The sequence below is a fragment of the Cohnella fermenti genome, from assembly GCF_004801405.1.
Lineage (GTDB): Bacteria > Bacillota > Bacilli > Paenibacillales > Paenibacillaceae > Cohnella > Cohnella fermenti.
Genome location: NZ_SSOB01000013.1, coordinates 128,686 through 143,844, shown reverse-complemented (window position 1 = coordinate 143,844; position 15,159 = coordinate 128,686). Strand labels below are relative to the sequence as shown.

The following is a 15,159-nucleotide window of genomic DNA, read 5'->3' as shown; positions in this document are numbered from 1 at the left end:
TTGCGGGTCGTGTGCTTGGCAGGTGGCAGTTACAGGCTGCATGCTAAGGTAATGGCTATGAAGCTATGGTTACGGAGTGCTCACATTGGCTCCAAGGCGCGCGTCTGGATGGAGGGCTATGGTTGAGATACCAGTTCAAGTTCAAAGTGGCGCTGTACGCTCTCGCTCAAACAGTCATCCTGCTAAACCGCGGTATACAGCCGAAGCCACTTGCCCCTCCACTTCGCCTTGCTCTCGAACTTGTGCCACGGAGGCAGGAGGACTGGTCGGTCCTTCGTGAGCTCGGGATAGGTGATCGCAGGAGTGGTAGCGCTCAGGCGAAGAACGGAGCCAAGCGACAGGCCGGCAACAAGGAAGTCCGCCGCATGATTGGCGCGATAGCCGTACTCGTTCAAGTAAGCTTGAAGGTGCTTGGGACGAATACCGCAGAACGTATCGTTCAGCCAACGCTCAACATGGCGTCGGTGGTCCCGAAGAGCGGGGTGCTTCCGGTTGGCGACAGGCGGAATAATCGTCGCGGGGCTTCCGTCCGTGCAAGCCGACCGGAACGCTTCGATGCCGGCTCGGATGATCCGCCTGAAGAACCCCTCCTCGACATGGTCCGGCGACGGCTGCCAGAAACGAATGAACTCGGGCTGCTGCTGCTCGTCCAACGACGCGGCAAGGAGCAAGGGCTGGCGTGCATCGAGATAGATGGCAGGGCCGTAATCGGCGTGTTCAATATGGATGTTGCCGCTCAGAATGCGGCTCTCGATCTCCAAGGACAGGGCGTGCCGGATTTTGTGAGCGATGAGCCAGGCTGTTTTATAGGTAACCCCGAGGATGTCGCGCAGCTCTGTCGCCGCAATGCCGGAAGGCTGCGAGAGCAGATAGATGGCTTGGAACCAGCGGGGGAGGGAAGTGGAACTTCCTTCCATGACGGTCCCCGAGATCAGGGATGTCTGACGGCGGCAAGAGGCGCATTCGAACAGGGGGAGCCTGCGGGTCCGAATAAGGAAGTAACGGGCTTGGCCGCAGCAAGGGCAACGGAAGCCATCGGGCCAGCGCGCGTCGAACAAAGCCGAGATGCAGGCTTGATTGGAAGCGAAGCGTTCCTTGAACTGTTCGAAAGCGATCGGATCGTCGATCATGAGAGGATCACCGCCAGGAGAGGGAATGTGCTTCCATAATACCAAACAAACGTTCTCGTTACAATCATTTTGTGGGAAAAACCATCCACTTCAATCTGGACACGACCGGATCGCCTAGTAAACAGCGCCCCCTGAACGAAGGGGATAAGACACTGTCAGGAGAAAAGCAGGAACTGAGCAACGGGGATAAGACACTGTTTGTAGAGGGGGAGGGACTGAACGGAGGGGATAAGGCACCCTTTTTGGAAAAAGGGAAGTGCTCTTTCTATGGGTTGATAATATACAATTAAAGGAAAATAATTAATAATTTAGAATTCTTTGAGCGGGTTGGTTCCTCGGATTGCTCCAAGTGAGGCAAGAGATCGAGAAAGCCAGGCGAAAGTGGGGGAGGGGCAGAAAGAGGAGGAGGGCCAGAGGCAGGCAGAAAGAGACAGACAGAGTCAGAGAGAGTCAGGGAAACAAAGACAGACAGTGACAGACAGTGACAGACAGTGACAGAGAGAGATAGAGAGAGCGCAAGAGAGAGACAACCAGAGAGACAAACAGAGTGAACAAGAGAGAGGAACAAACAGACAGGCAGAGAGAGCAAGAGAGAGACAAACAGACAGAGAAAGAGAGCGAAAAAGAGAGACAAACAGACAGAAAGAAAGAGAAAGAGAAAGACAGGCAGGCAGAGAGAAAGACAGAAAGACAGAAAGACAGAGACAGGGAGACAGAAAGAGGATGTGAGAGCTGGAGAGAGTTTTGGTACTTTTAAAGGAGGCTGAGGCGAGTCGGCAAGAAGGCGGCGGGGTAAGAGTAGGTAATTTCAGTGTTTGGGCGAATGGAGGTATAAAAACCGTTGTACGGGACATAACCATTCGTATGTGAACGGTTACATAGCTCGCAGGGCGAGTCAGTACCCTGAAGGAACGAGGGGGAAGCGTTCATGAAGACGAATCCATTGGCCAAGGGATGTCTGTGGGGACTGGTTATCAGCAGTTTATTCTGGCTGGCGCTCGCGTTCATGCTCATTCGGATAGGGTAAGGCTTGACTTGGACGATCCGAAAGGACTATATTAATTCGGTGTCTCTTAGTCTTCCAGAACCAAATGAAGGGAATGCGATTGCGAATTGTCAGGTAACGAAGAACAGAAGCCGAAGCTTAATCTCGTCAAGATTCTCAAATGCAAGAACAGCGATTGCAAGGCATGGGTTCGCGAGGAGCTCGCAACTCCGGGCCAGGTGTGCCCGATGTGCCAGGGGCCGATGCTGCGTACGATGAAGCATCTTCCCGCCCTTCAGAAGAAGTTCAAGTCCTCGTCGCGATAAGGCGGCGGGCGATCCCCCATTGAATCGAGAGCCTCCCATGCGGAGGCGGGCTGTCCGCCGGGCCGAGTGCCGTCCGGGATCGGGCAGCCTTTTTAATTGGGGATATATCAGAGAGGATAGAAGTGGTATTCTTAGGGAAGGAAGCTCGGAGCGGAAGGAGAATGACAACGATGAGACGAGAGCTCTGGATTGGCGGAAAATGGCTGCAGGCAAGCGAGTACACGGCGCTGACGTCCCCTTATGGCGGTGGGGTTATTGCCGAAGTGGCCCAGGCGGGGGAGGCGGAGACGGGGCTTGCGATCGATGCGGCCGAGCTGGCGGCGCCGATCATGGCGAGAATGCCCGCGCACGAGCGTTCCGCGATTCTGGAGCGGGTTGTTCGGCTGATGGAGAGCCGCAAGGAAGAGCTGGCCGGGCTGCTCGTCCGCGAAGCGGCCAAGCCGATCCGGACGGCGCGCGGGGAGCTCGCGAGGACGATCCAGACATATCGGTTCGCGGCGATGGAGGCTACGCGCATTCACGGCGAGACGATTCCGATGGACGCCGCTCCCGGAGGAGAAGGCAGGGTGGCGTACACGGTGCGCAAGCCGCTCGGCGTCGTCGGCGCGATCACGCCGTTTAACTTCCCCTTTAACCTCGTGGCCCACAAGGTGGGACCGGCGATAGCGGCGGGCAACACGGTCGTGCTGAAGCCCGCCGGGCAGACGCCGCTGTCCGCGCTGGCGCTCGGCGAGCTGTTCGCCGAGGCGGGCTTGCCGGACGGAGCGCTCAACATTGTGACCGGCCGCGGCTCGGTCGTCGGGGAAGCGCTTGTCCGGGACGAACGCGTGAAGGCGATCACGTTCACCGGCAGCCCCGAGGTCGGCATCGCGCTGCGGGCCAAGGCGGGGCTGAAGCGGGTGACGCTGGAGCTGGGCTCGAACTCCGCGCTGATTGTGGACGAGAGCGCGGAGCTGACGGACGAGCTGATCGACCGCTGCGTGCTGGGCGCGTTCTCGTTCGGCGGCCAGGTGTGCATCTCGATTCAGCGCATCTACGTCCATCGCTTGCGGACGGACGAGTTCCTGGGCAAGTTCGCGGAGGCGGCGCTGCGGCTGAAGACGGGAGATCCGGCGCTGGACGACACGGACGTCTCGGCGCTGATTCATCCGCGGGAAGCGCAGCGGATCGACGCTTGGGTCCGGGCGGCCGAGAAGCGGGGAGCGCGGATCGTCGCCGGCGGCCGGCTGTTGCCGGACGGCGTCTACGCGCCGACTATCGTAACCGGCGTGCCCGAGGACGAGCCGCTCTCCTGCCGGGAAGCGTTCGGTCCGGTCGTCTGCGTGGAGTCGGTCGATTCGATCGACGAGGCGATCGCTCGCGTCAACCGTTCGCGCTACGGGCTGCAGGCCGGCATCTACACGAAGGATATCCACGCGGCGATGCGGGCGGCCGACCGGCTTGAGGTCGGGGGCGTTATGATTAATGATTTTCCAACATTCCGGGTGGATCACATGCCGTACGGCGGCGTGAAGGAGAGCGGCATCGGCAGGGAAGGCATTAAGTACGCGATCGAAGAGCTGACGGAGCTGAAGCTCGTATCGATCCGAATCTGACGACCGGGCGGGGAGAGGAACGGGATGAGCGAGATCGCAGAGATCGTTCGCAAGCAGAAAAGGTGGTTCGCAGGCGGGGCGACGCGGGGGACGGAGCTTCGGCTCCGGAAGCTGAACGAGCTGCTTGGCGCGATCAAGGCGCGGGAGAAGCAGGTGATGGAGGCGCTGAGCCAAGATCTCGGGAAGTCCGAGAGAGAGGCGTACATGAGCGAGATCGGCATCGTCTACGAGGAGATCCGCTTCATTCGCAAGCGGCTGCGCAAGTGGGCGAAGCCGCGGAAGGTCAAGACGGCGCTGACGCATGTCGGCTCCGGCGGCTACATCGTCAGCGAGCCTTACGGAACGGCGCTGATCATCGCTCCGTTCAACTACCCGTTCCAGCTCGCGATCTCTCCGCTCGTCGGCGCGATTGCGGCGGGCAATACGGTCGTGCTGAAGCCGTCGGAGCTGACGCCCCGCGTGGAGGAGGTGCTGCGCGAGATCGTGTCGGCCGTCTTCCCGCCCGAACATGCGGTTACGGTGCACGGAGGCGCGGAGACGAGCCGGGAGCTGCTCGAGCAGCCGTTCGACTACATCTTCTTCACGGGGAGTGTGCCGGTCGGCAAGGTCGTCATGGAAGCGGCCGCGAAGCAGCTTATTCCGGTGACGCTGGAGCTCGGCGGGAAGAGCCCCTGCATCGTTCATCGCGACGCGGACCCGAAGCTGGCGGCGAGGCGCATCGCCTTCGGCAAGTTCATGAACGCCGGGCAGACGTGCATCGCCCCTGACTATATTTACGTTCACCGCGACGTAAAGGCAAGGCTGCTGGAGGAGCTGGACGGCGCGATCAAGGCGTTCTACGGCCCGGAGCCGATCCGCAGCCCGGAGCTGGGGCGGATCGTGAACGAGCGGCACTACAGGCGGCTGGTCGGCTTGCTCGAAGGAACGGAAGCGGTTATCGGCGGCGAGCGGGACCCGGAGACGCTGAAGATCGCGCCGACGGTTGTCTCTGTTGCCGATTGGGGGCAGCCGGTTATGGGCGAGGAGATTTTCGGCCCGGTGCTTCCCGTGCTCGAGTACGAGAGCCTGGACGAGGTCGTCGCCCAGGTGAACGCACGGCCGAAGCCGCTGGCGCTCTACCTGTTCACGCGGGAGAAGCTGACGGAGAAGCGGGTGCTGGAGACGATTCCGTTCGGAGGCGGCTGCGTCAACGATACGCTGATGCACATCGCGACGCCGTACCTGCCGTTCGGCGGAGTTGGCGCCAGCGGCATCGGAAGCTATCACGGGCTCTACAGCTTCAAGACGTTCACCCATGAGAAAAGCGTGCTGAAGCAGACAGTCCGCTTCGACTTCTCATTCCGGTATCCGTCGGCGAAGAACGGCCTCGCGATATTGCGCAAGCTGTTCCGCTGAGCGGGACGCGAAGGGGAATACGAACGAGGCGAAGCGGAAGACGAACGGAAGATGAATGGAATGTGAACGGGTTCATTGAACCGACGCGGTTTTTGTAATATGATAGTCTCTCGAGGGTATGTATCGGCTTGAACGGAGGGGCATGACGTCATGCGTGAGGTTGCCATTGATTTGCAGAAGGATTGGCTGGATACCGTGCGGGAGATTTATCGGGGCTCGGGCATGCCGTTCGCTCCGGACACGCCGGCGGAGGAGGTTGCGCTTACGTACTTCCTGAACGCGGCCGGGAACGAAGAGGATGCGCGGCGGATGCGCAGCGAGAACGAACAATGGCTGCAGGAGCTGGAGACGAGAATCCGGGACAATCTCGAATCCGTCATCATTCCGGACATTCGCGTCAGAACCGGCTATCAAGGAGAGCAGTTCCGGTTCCGCTGGGTGTATCAGGACGGCGAGCACATCGTCGAGGAGCTCTCGAACTACCGAATCTCGCTGAATCCGTAAGTGCGCAACAAGAAGAGAGGGGCTGCCGCGTTGCCGGGCAGCCCCTGTTCGCGCGCGGTTAGAAGGCGCGCTGCTTCCCGAGCGCCAGCAGGTTCAATAGGAAGAAGAGGGCGGAGAAGCCGAGCAGGATGGAGAGATCGGGCAAGACGCCCGCGAAGCTTGCGCTGCGCAGCATAACGCTCCTCAGCGCGTCCGCTCCGTAATAGAGCGGCATGACGTAGCTGAGCTTCTGCAGCCACGGGTTCATCGCGTCGAGATTAAACAGCCCGGAGAAGAACACCTGCGGCACGATGACGACCGGGATGAATTGAATGATCTGGAACTCGCTTCCGGCGAACGACGACAGCAGCGTGCCGAGTGTCAGGGCGACCAGGCTCAGCAGAAGGTTCGTCAGCAGCACAAGCCAGAAGGAACCGTCCATGTACAGCCCAAGCACATGAATCGAGTACGTGGCGATGAGCGTGGCCTGCAGGATCGCGAAGACGCCGAAGCCCGCGAGGTAGCCGGCCGCCACTTCGAAGCGGCGGATCGGCGTCGCCATCAGCCGCTCCAGCGTCCCCGTTGTCTGTTCCCGCAGGAAGGCGACGCCGGCGAGCAGGAAAACGAAGAAGAACGAGAAGAAGCCGACGAGAACCGGTCCGAACGAATCGAATGACGTGAGTGTGCCGTCCCCGTATTCGTAAGAGACGAGGAGCTGGGACGAGAAGGCGCTGCTCGTCGTAGCCTCGGCCGATTCGTCCGGCTGCATGGCCTGCTGCAGGAGCAGCAAGGCCGACTTCGCTTCCGCTGGGTCGCTGCCTTCGAGCCGCACGGCGATCCGATTGCCCTCCGTGAAGACGATCGCCGACAGCTTGCCTTCCTTAAGGTCCGCCTCCGCCTCGTCCTTGGACGAATAGGAGACGAGGTCCGCTCCGGCGGCCGTCAGCTTGGCGCCGAGAAACTCCGGAAGGCCGACCCCCGCCAGCTTCGGAGCGGTGCTCTGGCCGTTGAAGACGAAGTACATCAGCGTCAGAACGAGCAGCGGCGCCAGGAACAGCAAGGCAAGCGTTCGTCGGTCCTTGCCGAATTGGCGAAGAATGCGGAGAGCAAGCGCACGTATTCTCATGCTTCCGTCCCCCTTCCGAGAACGATGAACGCTTCTTCGATCGTGGCCGCGCCGGTGGCCGTGCGAAGCTCGTCGGGGCTGCCGATCGCGATCAGTCTGCCGTCGCGGATAAGCCCGATCCGGTCGCAGCGGTCGGCTTCGTCCATGACGTGTGTCGTCAGGACGATGGTGATTCCGCGGCCGCGCAGCGCGAGCAGCTCCGCCCAGATCGACTGGCGCAGCGCCGGATCGATGCCGACGGTAGGCTCGTCGAGCAGCAGCAGCTCCGGCTCGTGGAGCAGCGCGACGGCGAGCGAGAGCCGCCGCTTCATGCCGCCCGAATACGCGGAGACGGGCTTGCTGCGATGCTCGGTCAGGTCGACGAGCGCAAGGACGCTCTCGATCCGCTCCTGCCGCCTTGCTCCGGACAGCCCGTAGAGCGCTGCGAAGAATTCCAAATTCTGTGTGCCTGTCAGCTCGTTGTACAGGGCATCCGCCTGCGCCATATAGCCGACTTTCGCGAGAACTTGCCGGTTCGGCACCCGCTTCCCGAGCAGCGTCGCCTCTCCGGCGCTTGCAGCCTCGAGCCCGGTGATCAGCTTGATGAGCGTCGTCTTCCCCGAGCCGGACGGGCCGAGCAGTCCGAACAGCTCGCCGCGCTCGACGGTGAGGCTCAGGTCCTTCAAGATCGTCCGGCTTCCATAGCTTCTCGAGGCGCCCTTAAGATCAATAGCCGGAAGCTTAAGCCCGTTGACGGGCGCTTCATCGACCGCCGCGTTCGACGCTTGTCCCCGTTGCTGCTCGTTGTCCGCCACAGCCTCGCCCTCCCTTTTTTTTGTCGACTGGATATAAGTGAGTGATGGTCATGCCCCTATTATAGGTGACTTGGGAGAACGTGGATAGAGAGGGAGGCGGCGGCTTACGACGATTGGGTTCTGGCCATCAAGCGCCGCAGCTTCTCTTCGGTCGTCGTGCCCGGGTCGGGGGTGTACACGCTGCAGCGCAGGTCGGGACTTCCGTGGATCATCAGCGACGTCAGGTGGAACTGCATCTTGCCGGCCTTCGCGTGCCGGAACTCGATGACCATCTCGGGAGCCGAGCTGACCTTGCTCGCTTCCCACAAGCGGAGGAAGTCCGGGTCGAGCTCGCTCATCTCTTCCAGGAATGTCTCGTACCAGCCGTCTCCCACGTATTCCCCGTAGTAGGAGCGGAAGATGGCGAGGAACCCGCCGACGAACAGCTCCCAGTTGACGGCGAGCCGGCGGAATTCCTTCCGCTCGAACAGCAGCCGAATGAGGTTGCGGCGCTCCGGGGCGATCCGGTCGAAGTCGAGGAAAATATGCGATGCGGCTTCGTTCCACCCGACGATCTGGCAGCGGCGGTCGGAGACGATCGTCGGGCACGAGGCGAGCTCCTTCAGAATATGGCGCAGCGGCGCGTCGATGCGGGGCGGCTCCTGCGGCAGGGGGGCGGGCTCTCCGCTCTCCAGCGCCAGCGAGAACAAGTACTTGCGCTCGTCCTTCGTCAGCCGGAGCGCGCTCGCGATCGCATCGAGCACGGCCGAGGAAGCCTGGATGTCGCGGCCTTGCTCGAGCCAGGTGTACCAGGTCAGGCTGACGCCGGCGAGCTGGGCGACTTCCTCGCGCCGCAGGCCCGGCGTTCGGCGGCGGCCGCCCTCGGGGAAGCCGGCTTCGGACGGCCTGAGCTTCGCGCGCTGCGATTGCAGGAAGGCGGACAGCGCTTGAAGGCGGGCGGATCGGTTCATGGTCGTTCTCATGTTCGCATTCCTCTCCATTACCTTGAATCATCATAGTAGTTATTATACTAGGATAAACGACAACTTGTAATAGGATACTTGCTGTGTCATTCTAGTTCCATCGTCAGCTATTAAGAGGAGGTACTAAAACGATGGAACGAGTCGTCATCACGGGCATGGGTGCGATTACGCCGCTCGGCAACGATGCGGAGACGATGTGGGGGAAGATGGCGAGGGGCGAATCCGGCATTCGCGAGATCGATGTTTTCGATGCGAGTGCGTTCAAGACGCGAATCGCGGGAAGCGTGCGCGACTTCGACGCGGACGGCCGGTTCGGCAGGAAGGAAGCGCGAAGAATGGATCGCTTCACCCAGTTCGCGCTGGCGGCGGCCGAGCAGGCGTGGGACGATTCCGGCTTGGGGGCGGCCGCGGTGGACAAGGAGCGTCTGGCCGTCTATATCGGCTCCGGCACGGGCGGAATTCGGACGCTGCACGAGCAGGAAGGGGTGCTCCGGGAGAGAGGGCCGGACCGCGTCAGCCCGCTGCTCGTGCCGATGATGATCTCGAACATGGCGGCGGCAACGATCGGCATTCGCTTCGGGGCGATGGGGCCGTCGATGTCGCCGGTCACGGCCTGCTCGATTGGCAACACCGCGATCGGCGAGGCGTTCCGGCTGATCCGCCTCGGCCTCGCGGACGCGGCATTCGCCGGCGGGGCGGAGGCGGCGGTCGAGCCGATCTCGCTCGCGAGCTTCGGCAACGCGACATCGCTCTCGACCCGCAACGGGGAGCCGGCGCGGGCAAGCCGCCCGTTCGACGCGGACCGCGACGGCTTCGTCATGGGGGAGGGGGCGGGCGTTGTCGTGCTGGAGTCGCTGAGCCACGCGCGTCGGCGCGGCGCCCGCATTCATGCCGAGGTCATCGGTTATGGTGCCAGCTCGGACGCTTATCATATGGTGGCGACGCATCCGGAGGGCTACGGCGCTTACTTGGCGATGCGGGCCGCGCTGGCTGAAGCCGGTCTTGCGCCGGATGACGTCGACGTCATCAGCGCCCACGCGACGAGCACGCCGATCGGCGATCTGTCGGAGACGCTTGCGATCAAGCGGCTGTTCGGGGAGCGGGCCGGGCGGGTTCCGGTCACGGCGAACAAGTCGATGCTTGGCCATCTGCTCGGCGCGTCGGGCGGGGTGGAGGCGATCGCGCTCGTCAAGAGCTTGCAGGACGGGCTGATTCCGCCGACGATCAATTACGAGCGTCCCGATCCGGCATGCGACATCGACTGTGTCCCGAACGTCGCACGCAAGGCCGCGCTTCGCGTCGGCATGTCGAACTCGTTCGGCTTCGGCGGCCATAACGCGGTTATTCTGCTCCGGGCGGTGGTGCCGGAGGAGGAGTAATACCGGGGCGAAGGCGAGGGGGAGGTGGGGGCGTACCATTTGCTTTTTCGAAAAAGGGTGGCTTATCCCTGCCGATCAGGTTGAGGGTTTCCAATAATTGGGATACTGACGAGAGGGGATAAGGCACCCTTTGGCAAAAAGGGATAGTGGCCCCCATCGGCCCGCGCAGCAGCAGATACGGGGTGGGGGTACCCAAGTCGCTTCATCCGCCTACCGTCAGCTCCTGCCATGCATAGAAGTTTTTTGCCGATCACCGCCTCGTTCTCTTCCTTCCGAAGCCCTTCCGATGGTATGATAGGACTAAGGTAGGTGCTATGGATGACGACAACCCAAGATAACGGTCAAGAAAATCAAGAACGCCAAGAAGCGGAGAAAGCGATGGAACAGATGAAGGAGCTCGTGAAGGCGCTCCATCATAACGGCATCGTTGCGCTTCAATCGCAATTCGAAGGCTGCAAGGTGGACGGGCAGGTCACTCAGCACAATGTGTACGGGCCGATGTTCACGTTCCGCGTAACGAAGGAAGATGGGAACGCTTACGTGTGCGGGTTTTTCCTGCGCGAGCTGCTGAGCAACTTCCAGACGCGTCCGAATCCGGCGCTGTGGATGTCCTCCTTCTTCGTCGACCTGATGAAGTCGCCGGAGAGCGTGCTGCTCCCGAGGCCGCCGCAGAATGAGGACGAGGCGAAGAAGGTGATGGACGGCCACATTCTTCCGCATTGCTTCGGCACGATCAAGGAGGAATTCGGTCCGGACGAGATTTATTCCGGTCTCGATCTTCACCCCGAGCACGGTCCGGTGCTCGAAGCCGGCTTCCCGAAGTACAAGGACGGCAATAACGTCGTGGCGATGCCGCTCCATCTGCTGCTGGCGCACTTCCTGCTCAATCGCGATCCGGCCGATCTCATTCTGGACGGGCTGTACCGGATTCTGGAGGAGCAAGAGAAGGCGGCAGGCGAGACGGCGGATGCCAGCGAACAACCCCAAGCGTAATCGCAGCTCCATCGATAGGCTTTATAAGCAGCGGCGCCCGGAGAGCTTCTCCGAGCGCCGCTGCTGCTCGTTCCGGGCGACGAACGGCTGCGGCAGGGATGAACGGATAGGCGGGAATGACGGGAATGAATGGAAGGAGTTGGAGACACTACTAAGGGGATTCGAATGCACAGCTCTATAAGGAGAGAAAACAACATGGAACGATGGAAGCGAGCGGCGGCGGCACTCCTTCTCGGGGGAGCCGGCTTGTTCGCCCCGCTCGGCAGCGGGAATGGCGCCCAGGCGGCGGTCATCGACACGATGGCGCCTGCTCGCTCGCACACGCATACACACTCGCACACGCATACGCACGAGGGCGAGGATGAGGCGCCGGAGACGGAGGAGGAGAGGAGCAAGCTCGCCTCCTGGAGCTGGCCGGAAGGAGTGCCGAGCGCGGAGCGGCCCGCCAAGCTGGTCATTCGGCTTCGCGACAGGGATGGCACTCCGATCGACGGATTGGAGCTGAGCCACGAGAAGCTGATGCATCTCATCGTCGTCAGCAAGGACCTCGCGTCGTTCCAGCACCTGCATCCCGTTTATGAAGGGGGCGGCGAAGGGGGCGGCGAGTTCCGCATTCCCGTCGTGTTCCCGAGCGGCGGACGCTACAAGCTGTTCGCGGGCTTCAGGCCGACCGGCCTGAACGAATTGACGCGCACCGCCGAGATCGAGGTTCAAGGACCAAGCGCGAGCGGCGAGGCGCTGGCTCCGAGCGAATCGTTCTCCGCTTCCGCGAACGGGGTGGAGATCGCGCTGACTGCGGCGCACCTGATGGCCGGGATGCCGTCCTCGCTGACGTTCGCGTTCCGGGACGAGCAGACGGGCAAGCCCGTGCGCGATCTGGAGCCTTACCTGGGGGCGATCGGCCATGTTATCGCGATCAGCGAAGGCGCGCAGGAGATGCTGCACGTGCATCCCGTGAACGCGAGCGCGTCCGGCCCCCAGGCGGTATTCGCCGCGACGTTCCCGAAGGGCGGCCTGTACAAAATCTGGGGGCAATTCCAACGAGGCGGAGAGGGAATGACCGTGTCGTTCGTGCTACGGGTTCCTTCTCAGGAGGACGGCTGAGAGCAGATAGAGCAGGAGAACGGCCGCGAACAGGTTAAACAGGCCGGGAATCGCCGCAATCGCGAGATAGCCCCCGACCGGCAGCGACCAGACGAAGACGACGACGAGCAGCACCGGGGATTGCAGGATCGCGCCGATCAGGCCAAGGCAGGCGGGCAGAATCAGCATGAAGGTGACGACGGCGATCGTTCCGCTTCCGGGGCTGGCGTCGGAATAAGGATTCCACAGCAGCAACAATCCGCACAGCAGAAGGCAGCCGAGCGATGCGAGCCCTCCCGCTGCAACCGCGAAGTTTCTCATGCGCGAACCTCCTCGGGGGTTTTCTTTATTTTACCAGATAATGTGTATGGGAAAAACGCCCCTTCAGCCGCATCCGAAGCCATGCTCGGTCGGCGGGAGGGGCGAGGGAGCGGTGCGTCCGGATCGGGCGCCGGTCCTCGTGCGGGAATCAGCCGCAGGTCGGATAAGGAAGCACGTCGGCGATGTCCGTCAGCGGGTAGTGGAAGGTGGCGAACTGGGAGTGGTACAAGTACTGCAGCAGCGACAACTGGCCGTTCTGCACGTTGCACAGAATGCCGGATGCGCCCGTTCCGTTCCGGAAGGAGATGCCGACCGGCCTTCCCATGAAGTACGTTGCTTTCTGCTGTACGGTTACGCCGCTGCCGGACGGCTGCTGCTGCTGTTGCAGCGGCTGTTGCTGGCCTTGGTTCGCGAACGGCATGAGCATGGCGGGCAATCCCTCCTGTGAGATGGTCTGCGGTATTGTATGCACGGTGCCCCTTATATGGTTATTCGTCTATAGGGTATTCAAAAATAGGGTATTCCAAAAAAACGATTGCGCCGCTTCCGCGATTCATGATATATTCACTCAATTGCGAGGAGAAAGGTTGATTGTTCTTGAATCGTTATCCCTTCGTCTACGAGAAAAACAAGCCGTTCCTTCAGCAGGTCGGCGAATGGGTCGCCGATGTGTTCTACGACATCCTGCCGGAAGCCGGCTTCGAGATCCGCGACGAACAGATCTATATGGCGTACCAGTTGGAACGGGCGTTCGCCGACAAGGCGACGCTCTTCGCGGAGGCGGGCGTCGGCACCGGCAAGACGCTTGTCTATCTGCTGTATTCGGTCTGCTACGCCAGGTATGTCGGCAAGCCGGTCATTATCGCCTGCGCGGACGAGTCGCTGATCGAGCAGCTCGTCAAGCCGGAGGGCGATCTGGCGAAGATAGCGAAGCATCTTCAGCTCACGATCGACGCCAGGCTCGGCAAGTCGCCGGACAAGTACCTGTGCCTCAGGAAGCTGGACGAGGCCCGGGAGAAGGACGCCGAGGCGGAGCTGTTCGACAGCGTCAGCAGGGAGCTGCCGGACTTCGTCTACAAGTCTGCGGCGATGCAAGCGTTCCATGCATACGGCGATCGCAAGCAGTATCCGTATCTGAACGACGAGCAGTGGGAGCGGATCAATTGGGACCCGTTCCAGGACTGCTTCGTCTGCGACCGCCGCCACCGCTGCGGCCAGACGCTGTCGCGCGATCATTACCGCGGGTCTTCCGATCTGATCGTCTGCTCGCACGACTTCTATATGGAGCATGTCTGGACCTTCGAGAGCCGCAAGCGGGAAGGGCAGCTCCCGCTGCTTCCCGACCACAGCGCGGTCGTGTTCGACGAAGGCCATCTGCTGGAGACGGCGGCCCAGAAGGCGCTCACCTACCGGCTTAAGCATTCGGTCTTCGAGTCGCTCATCACCCGGCTTCTCGATGGCGAGATCCGCGAATCGCTTGCGCTCGCCATCGAGGATGCGCTGATGCGAAGCGATGCGCTGTTCCTGCTGCTCGAGCGGACAAGCAAGGCGGTCGCGGGCTCAAGCCGCAAGCGTGTCGAGGCCGGCGAGGAGCTGCTGCGCGAGATCGGGAAGCTTCGCTCCGCCCTGGATCTCGTCGAGGAGGAGCTTGTGTTCGAGAGCGAGCTGTATACGCTGAACGATTACCATCTGAAGATCGTCGAGGAGCATCTCGAGCTGATGCAGCGGGCGCTCGCCTTGTTCGGCCGGGGCGAGACGCCGATCTGCTGGGCGCAGGACAGCCCGGAAGGGCTTATGCTTGTCATTATGCCGCGGGCGGTCAAGGAGGTGCTGCGGGAGCGGGTGTTCTCGCAGCGGATGCCGGTCATCTTCTCCTCCGCGACGCTGTCGGTCCGCGGCTCGTTCGACTATCTGGCGGACAGCCTCGGCATCGATGCCGGCAAGTCGTTCAGCGTCGACTCCCCGTACGAGTATGCGGAGCGGATGGAGGCGTTCGCGCCCCTGCAAGGCGGCTTCGCGAATTCGGCGGAGAAGACGGGGGCGGCGCTGGCGCAGATCGGCCATACCGATGGCCGGGCGCTGCTGCTCTTCAACTCGCGGGAGGAGCTGAATCGCTTCAAGAAGGAGAGCGAGGAGCTGAGAGGCGCGGCCGATTACCCGTTCCTGTTCGAAGGGGACCGGGAGATCTCGGGCCTCATCTCGGACTTCCAGAACGAAGAGAGAACCGTTCTCGCGGCCGTGACGCTCTGGGAGGGCTTGGACATTCCGGGCCCCTCTCTGTCGAACGTGATCGTCTGGTCGCTGCCATGGCCCCCGCAGGACCCGGTCTTCGAAGCGAGAAGGAACGCCTCCGCGAACCCGTACGAGGAAGTGGAACTGCCGTATATGCTGCTCAGGCTGCGCCAGGGGATCGGCCGGTTGATCCGGACCCGCGAGGATCGCGGGCGAGTCGCGATTCTCGACGAGGGGCTGGCGGCCTCCGCGGAATTGCGGGAGATCGTGCAGGGGCTGCTGCCGGAGGGAGTCGTTCTCGAAGCGCTGCAGCGCCGCTAAGGCATCGCTGACGCGCCGATTTGTTCTTGGGGCC

General features: G+C 61.9%; 15 protein-coding genes. 9 read left to right on the top strand and 6 right to left on the bottom strand.

What is annotated here, in order from left to right; translation table 11 throughout:
- Positions 1-182: 182 nt before the first annotated feature.
- Positions 183-1,130, bottom strand: coding sequence for a transposase (locus E6C55_RS12340; RefSeq protein ID WP_136370095.1), 948 nt, complete (start codon positions 1,128-1,130; stop codon positions 183-185).
- 547 nt (positions 1,131-1,677) lie between these two features.
- On the opposite strand from E6C55_RS12340, the gene E6C55_RS12335 reads away from it, so the two are divergent.
- From E6C55_RS12335 to E6C55_RS12315, 5 genes are all read left to right on the top strand, one after another.
- The gene (locus E6C55_RS12335; RefSeq protein ID WP_136370094.1) at positions 1,678-1,887 is read left to right on the top strand and encodes a hypothetical protein; all 210 of its coding nucleotides are present in this window, start codon (positions 1,678-1,680) and stop codon (positions 1,885-1,887) included.
- A gap of 356 nt (positions 1,888-2,243) precedes the next feature.
- Positions 2,244-2,441, top strand: coding sequence for a cold-inducible protein YdjO-related protein (locus E6C55_RS12330; RefSeq protein ID WP_136370093.1), 198 nt, complete (start codon positions 2,244-2,246; stop codon positions 2,439-2,441).
- 170 nt (positions 2,442-2,611) lie between these two features.
- Positions 2,612-4,036: an aldehyde dehydrogenase family protein gene (locus tag E6C55_RS12325; RefSeq protein ID WP_136370092.1), complete on the top strand. Its 1,425-nt coding sequence runs from the start codon at positions 2,612-2,614 to the stop codon at positions 4,034-4,036.
- A 24-nt stretch (positions 4,037-4,060) separates the two neighbouring features.
- The gene (locus tag E6C55_RS12320; RefSeq protein WP_136370091.1) at positions 4,061-5,431 is read left to right on the top strand and encodes an aldehyde dehydrogenase; all 1,371 of its coding nucleotides are present in this window, start codon (positions 4,061-4,063) and stop codon (positions 5,429-5,431) included.
- Between the two features lie 150 nt (positions 5,432-5,581).
- A complete protein-coding gene (locus E6C55_RS12315; protein ID WP_136370090.1) occupies positions 5,582-5,935 on the top strand; it encodes a hypothetical protein in 354 nt (117 codons plus the stop codon).
- A 58-nt stretch (positions 5,936-5,993) separates the two neighbouring features.
- On the opposite strand, the gene E6C55_RS12310 is transcribed toward E6C55_RS12315, so the two are convergent.
- The 3 genes from E6C55_RS12310 to E6C55_RS12300 form a co-directional block, all read right to left on the bottom strand.
- Entirely contained in the window at positions 5,994-7,040 is a 1,047-nt protein-coding gene (locus E6C55_RS12310) for an ABC transporter permease (RefSeq protein WP_136370089.1), read from the bottom strand.
- Positions 7,037-7,750, bottom strand: a complete 714-nt coding sequence (locus E6C55_RS12305; protein WP_211093571.1) for an ABC transporter ATP-binding protein — start codon at positions 7,748-7,750, stop codon at positions 7,037-7,039. The genes E6C55_RS12310 and E6C55_RS12305 overlap by 4 nt, the downstream gene beginning before the upstream one ends.
- A 188-nt stretch (positions 7,751-7,938) precedes the next feature.
- Positions 7,939-8,784 carry a helix-turn-helix transcriptional regulator gene (locus tag E6C55_RS12300; protein ID WP_136370140.1) on the bottom strand — a complete coding sequence of 282 codons (846 nt, stop codon included), beginning with the start codon at positions 8,782-8,784 and terminating at the stop codon, positions 7,939-7,941.
- Positions 8,785-8,927: 143 nt separating this feature from the next.
- Here E6C55_RS12300 and fabF point away from each other — a divergent pair, with 143 nt between their 5' ends.
- From fabF to E6C55_RS12285, 3 genes are all read left to right on the top strand, one after another.
- On the top strand, positions 8,928-10,175 hold the full coding sequence (fabF, locus tag E6C55_RS12295) for a beta-ketoacyl-ACP synthase II (protein ID WP_136370087.1): 1,248 nt from the start codon (positions 8,928-8,930) through the stop codon (positions 10,173-10,175).
- 318 nt (positions 10,176-10,493) lie between these two features.
- Entirely contained in the window at positions 10,494-11,168 is a 675-nt protein-coding gene (locus E6C55_RS12290; protein WP_136370086.1) for a hypothetical protein, read from the top strand.
- Between the two features lie 195 nt (positions 11,169-11,363).
- The gene (locus E6C55_RS12285; RefSeq protein WP_136370085.1) at positions 11,364-12,272 is read left to right on the top strand and encodes a hypothetical protein; all 909 of its coding nucleotides are present in this window, start codon (positions 11,364-11,366) and stop codon (positions 12,270-12,272) included.
- Here the strand turns inward: E6C55_RS12285 and E6C55_RS12280 are convergent.
- Both E6C55_RS12280 and E6C55_RS12275 read right to left on the bottom strand, forming a co-directional pair.
- Positions 12,243-12,572: a hypothetical protein gene (locus E6C55_RS12280; RefSeq protein WP_136370084.1), complete on the bottom strand. Its 330-nt coding sequence runs from the start codon at positions 12,570-12,572 to the stop codon at positions 12,243-12,245. The two genes, E6C55_RS12285 and E6C55_RS12280, sit on opposite strands and share 30 nt — an antisense overlap.
- A gap of 148 nt (positions 12,573-12,720) precedes the next feature.
- The gene (locus E6C55_RS12275; protein WP_168735594.1) at positions 12,721-12,999 is read right to left on the bottom strand and encodes a hypothetical protein; all 279 of its coding nucleotides are present in this window, start codon (positions 12,997-12,999) and stop codon (positions 12,721-12,723) included.
- A gap of 170 nt (positions 13,000-13,169) precedes the next feature.
- On the opposite strand from E6C55_RS12275, the gene E6C55_RS12270 reads away from it, so the two are divergent.
- Entirely contained in the window at positions 13,170-15,125 is a 1,956-nt protein-coding gene (locus E6C55_RS12270; protein WP_136370138.1) for an ATP-dependent DNA helicase, read from the top strand.
- The last annotated feature ends 34 nt before the right edge of the window (positions 15,126-15,159 follow it).

Bases quoted from the DNA above. Each gene is read 5' to 3' on its own strand.
- fabF (WP_136370087.1), top strand. From the start codon at position 8,928: ATGGAACGAGTCGTCATCACGGGCATGGGTGCGATTACGCCGCTCGGC.
- E6C55_RS12320 (WP_136370091.1), top strand. From the start codon at position 4,061: ATGAGCGAGATCGCAGAGATCGTTCGCAAGCAGAAAAGGTGGTTCGCA.
- E6C55_RS12325 (WP_136370092.1), top strand. From the start codon at position 2,612: ATGAGACGAGAGCTCTGGATTGGCGGAAAATGGCTGCAGGCAAGCGAG.
- E6C55_RS12290 (WP_136370086.1), top strand. From the start codon at position 10,494: ATGACGACAACCCAAGATAACGGTCAAGAAAATCAAGAACGCCAAGAA.
- E6C55_RS12340 (WP_136370095.1), bottom strand. From the start codon at position 1,130: ATGATCGACGATCCGATCGCTTTCGAACAGTTCAAGGAACGCTTCGCT.
- E6C55_RS12280 (WP_136370084.1), bottom strand. From the start codon at position 12,572: ATGAGAAACTTCGCGGTTGCAGCGGGAGGGCTCGCATCGCTCGGCTGC.
- E6C55_RS12275 (WP_168735594.1), bottom strand. From the start codon at position 12,999: ATGCTCATGCCGTTCGCGAACCAAGGCCAGCAACAGCCGCTGCAACAG.
- E6C55_RS12315 (WP_136370090.1), top strand. From the start codon at position 5,582: ATGCGTGAGGTTGCCATTGATTTGCAGAAGGATTGGCTGGATACCGTG.
- E6C55_RS12300 (WP_136370140.1), bottom strand. From the start codon at position 8,784: ATGAACCGATCCGCCCGCCTTCAAGCGCTGTCCGCCTTCCTGCAATCG.
- E6C55_RS12285 (WP_136370085.1), top strand. From the start codon at position 11,364: ATGGAACGATGGAAGCGAGCGGCGGCGGCACTCCTTCTCGGGGGAGCC.
- E6C55_RS12310 (WP_136370089.1), bottom strand. From the start codon at position 7,040: ATGAGAATACGTGCGCTTGCTCTCCGCATTCTTCGCCAATTCGGCAAG.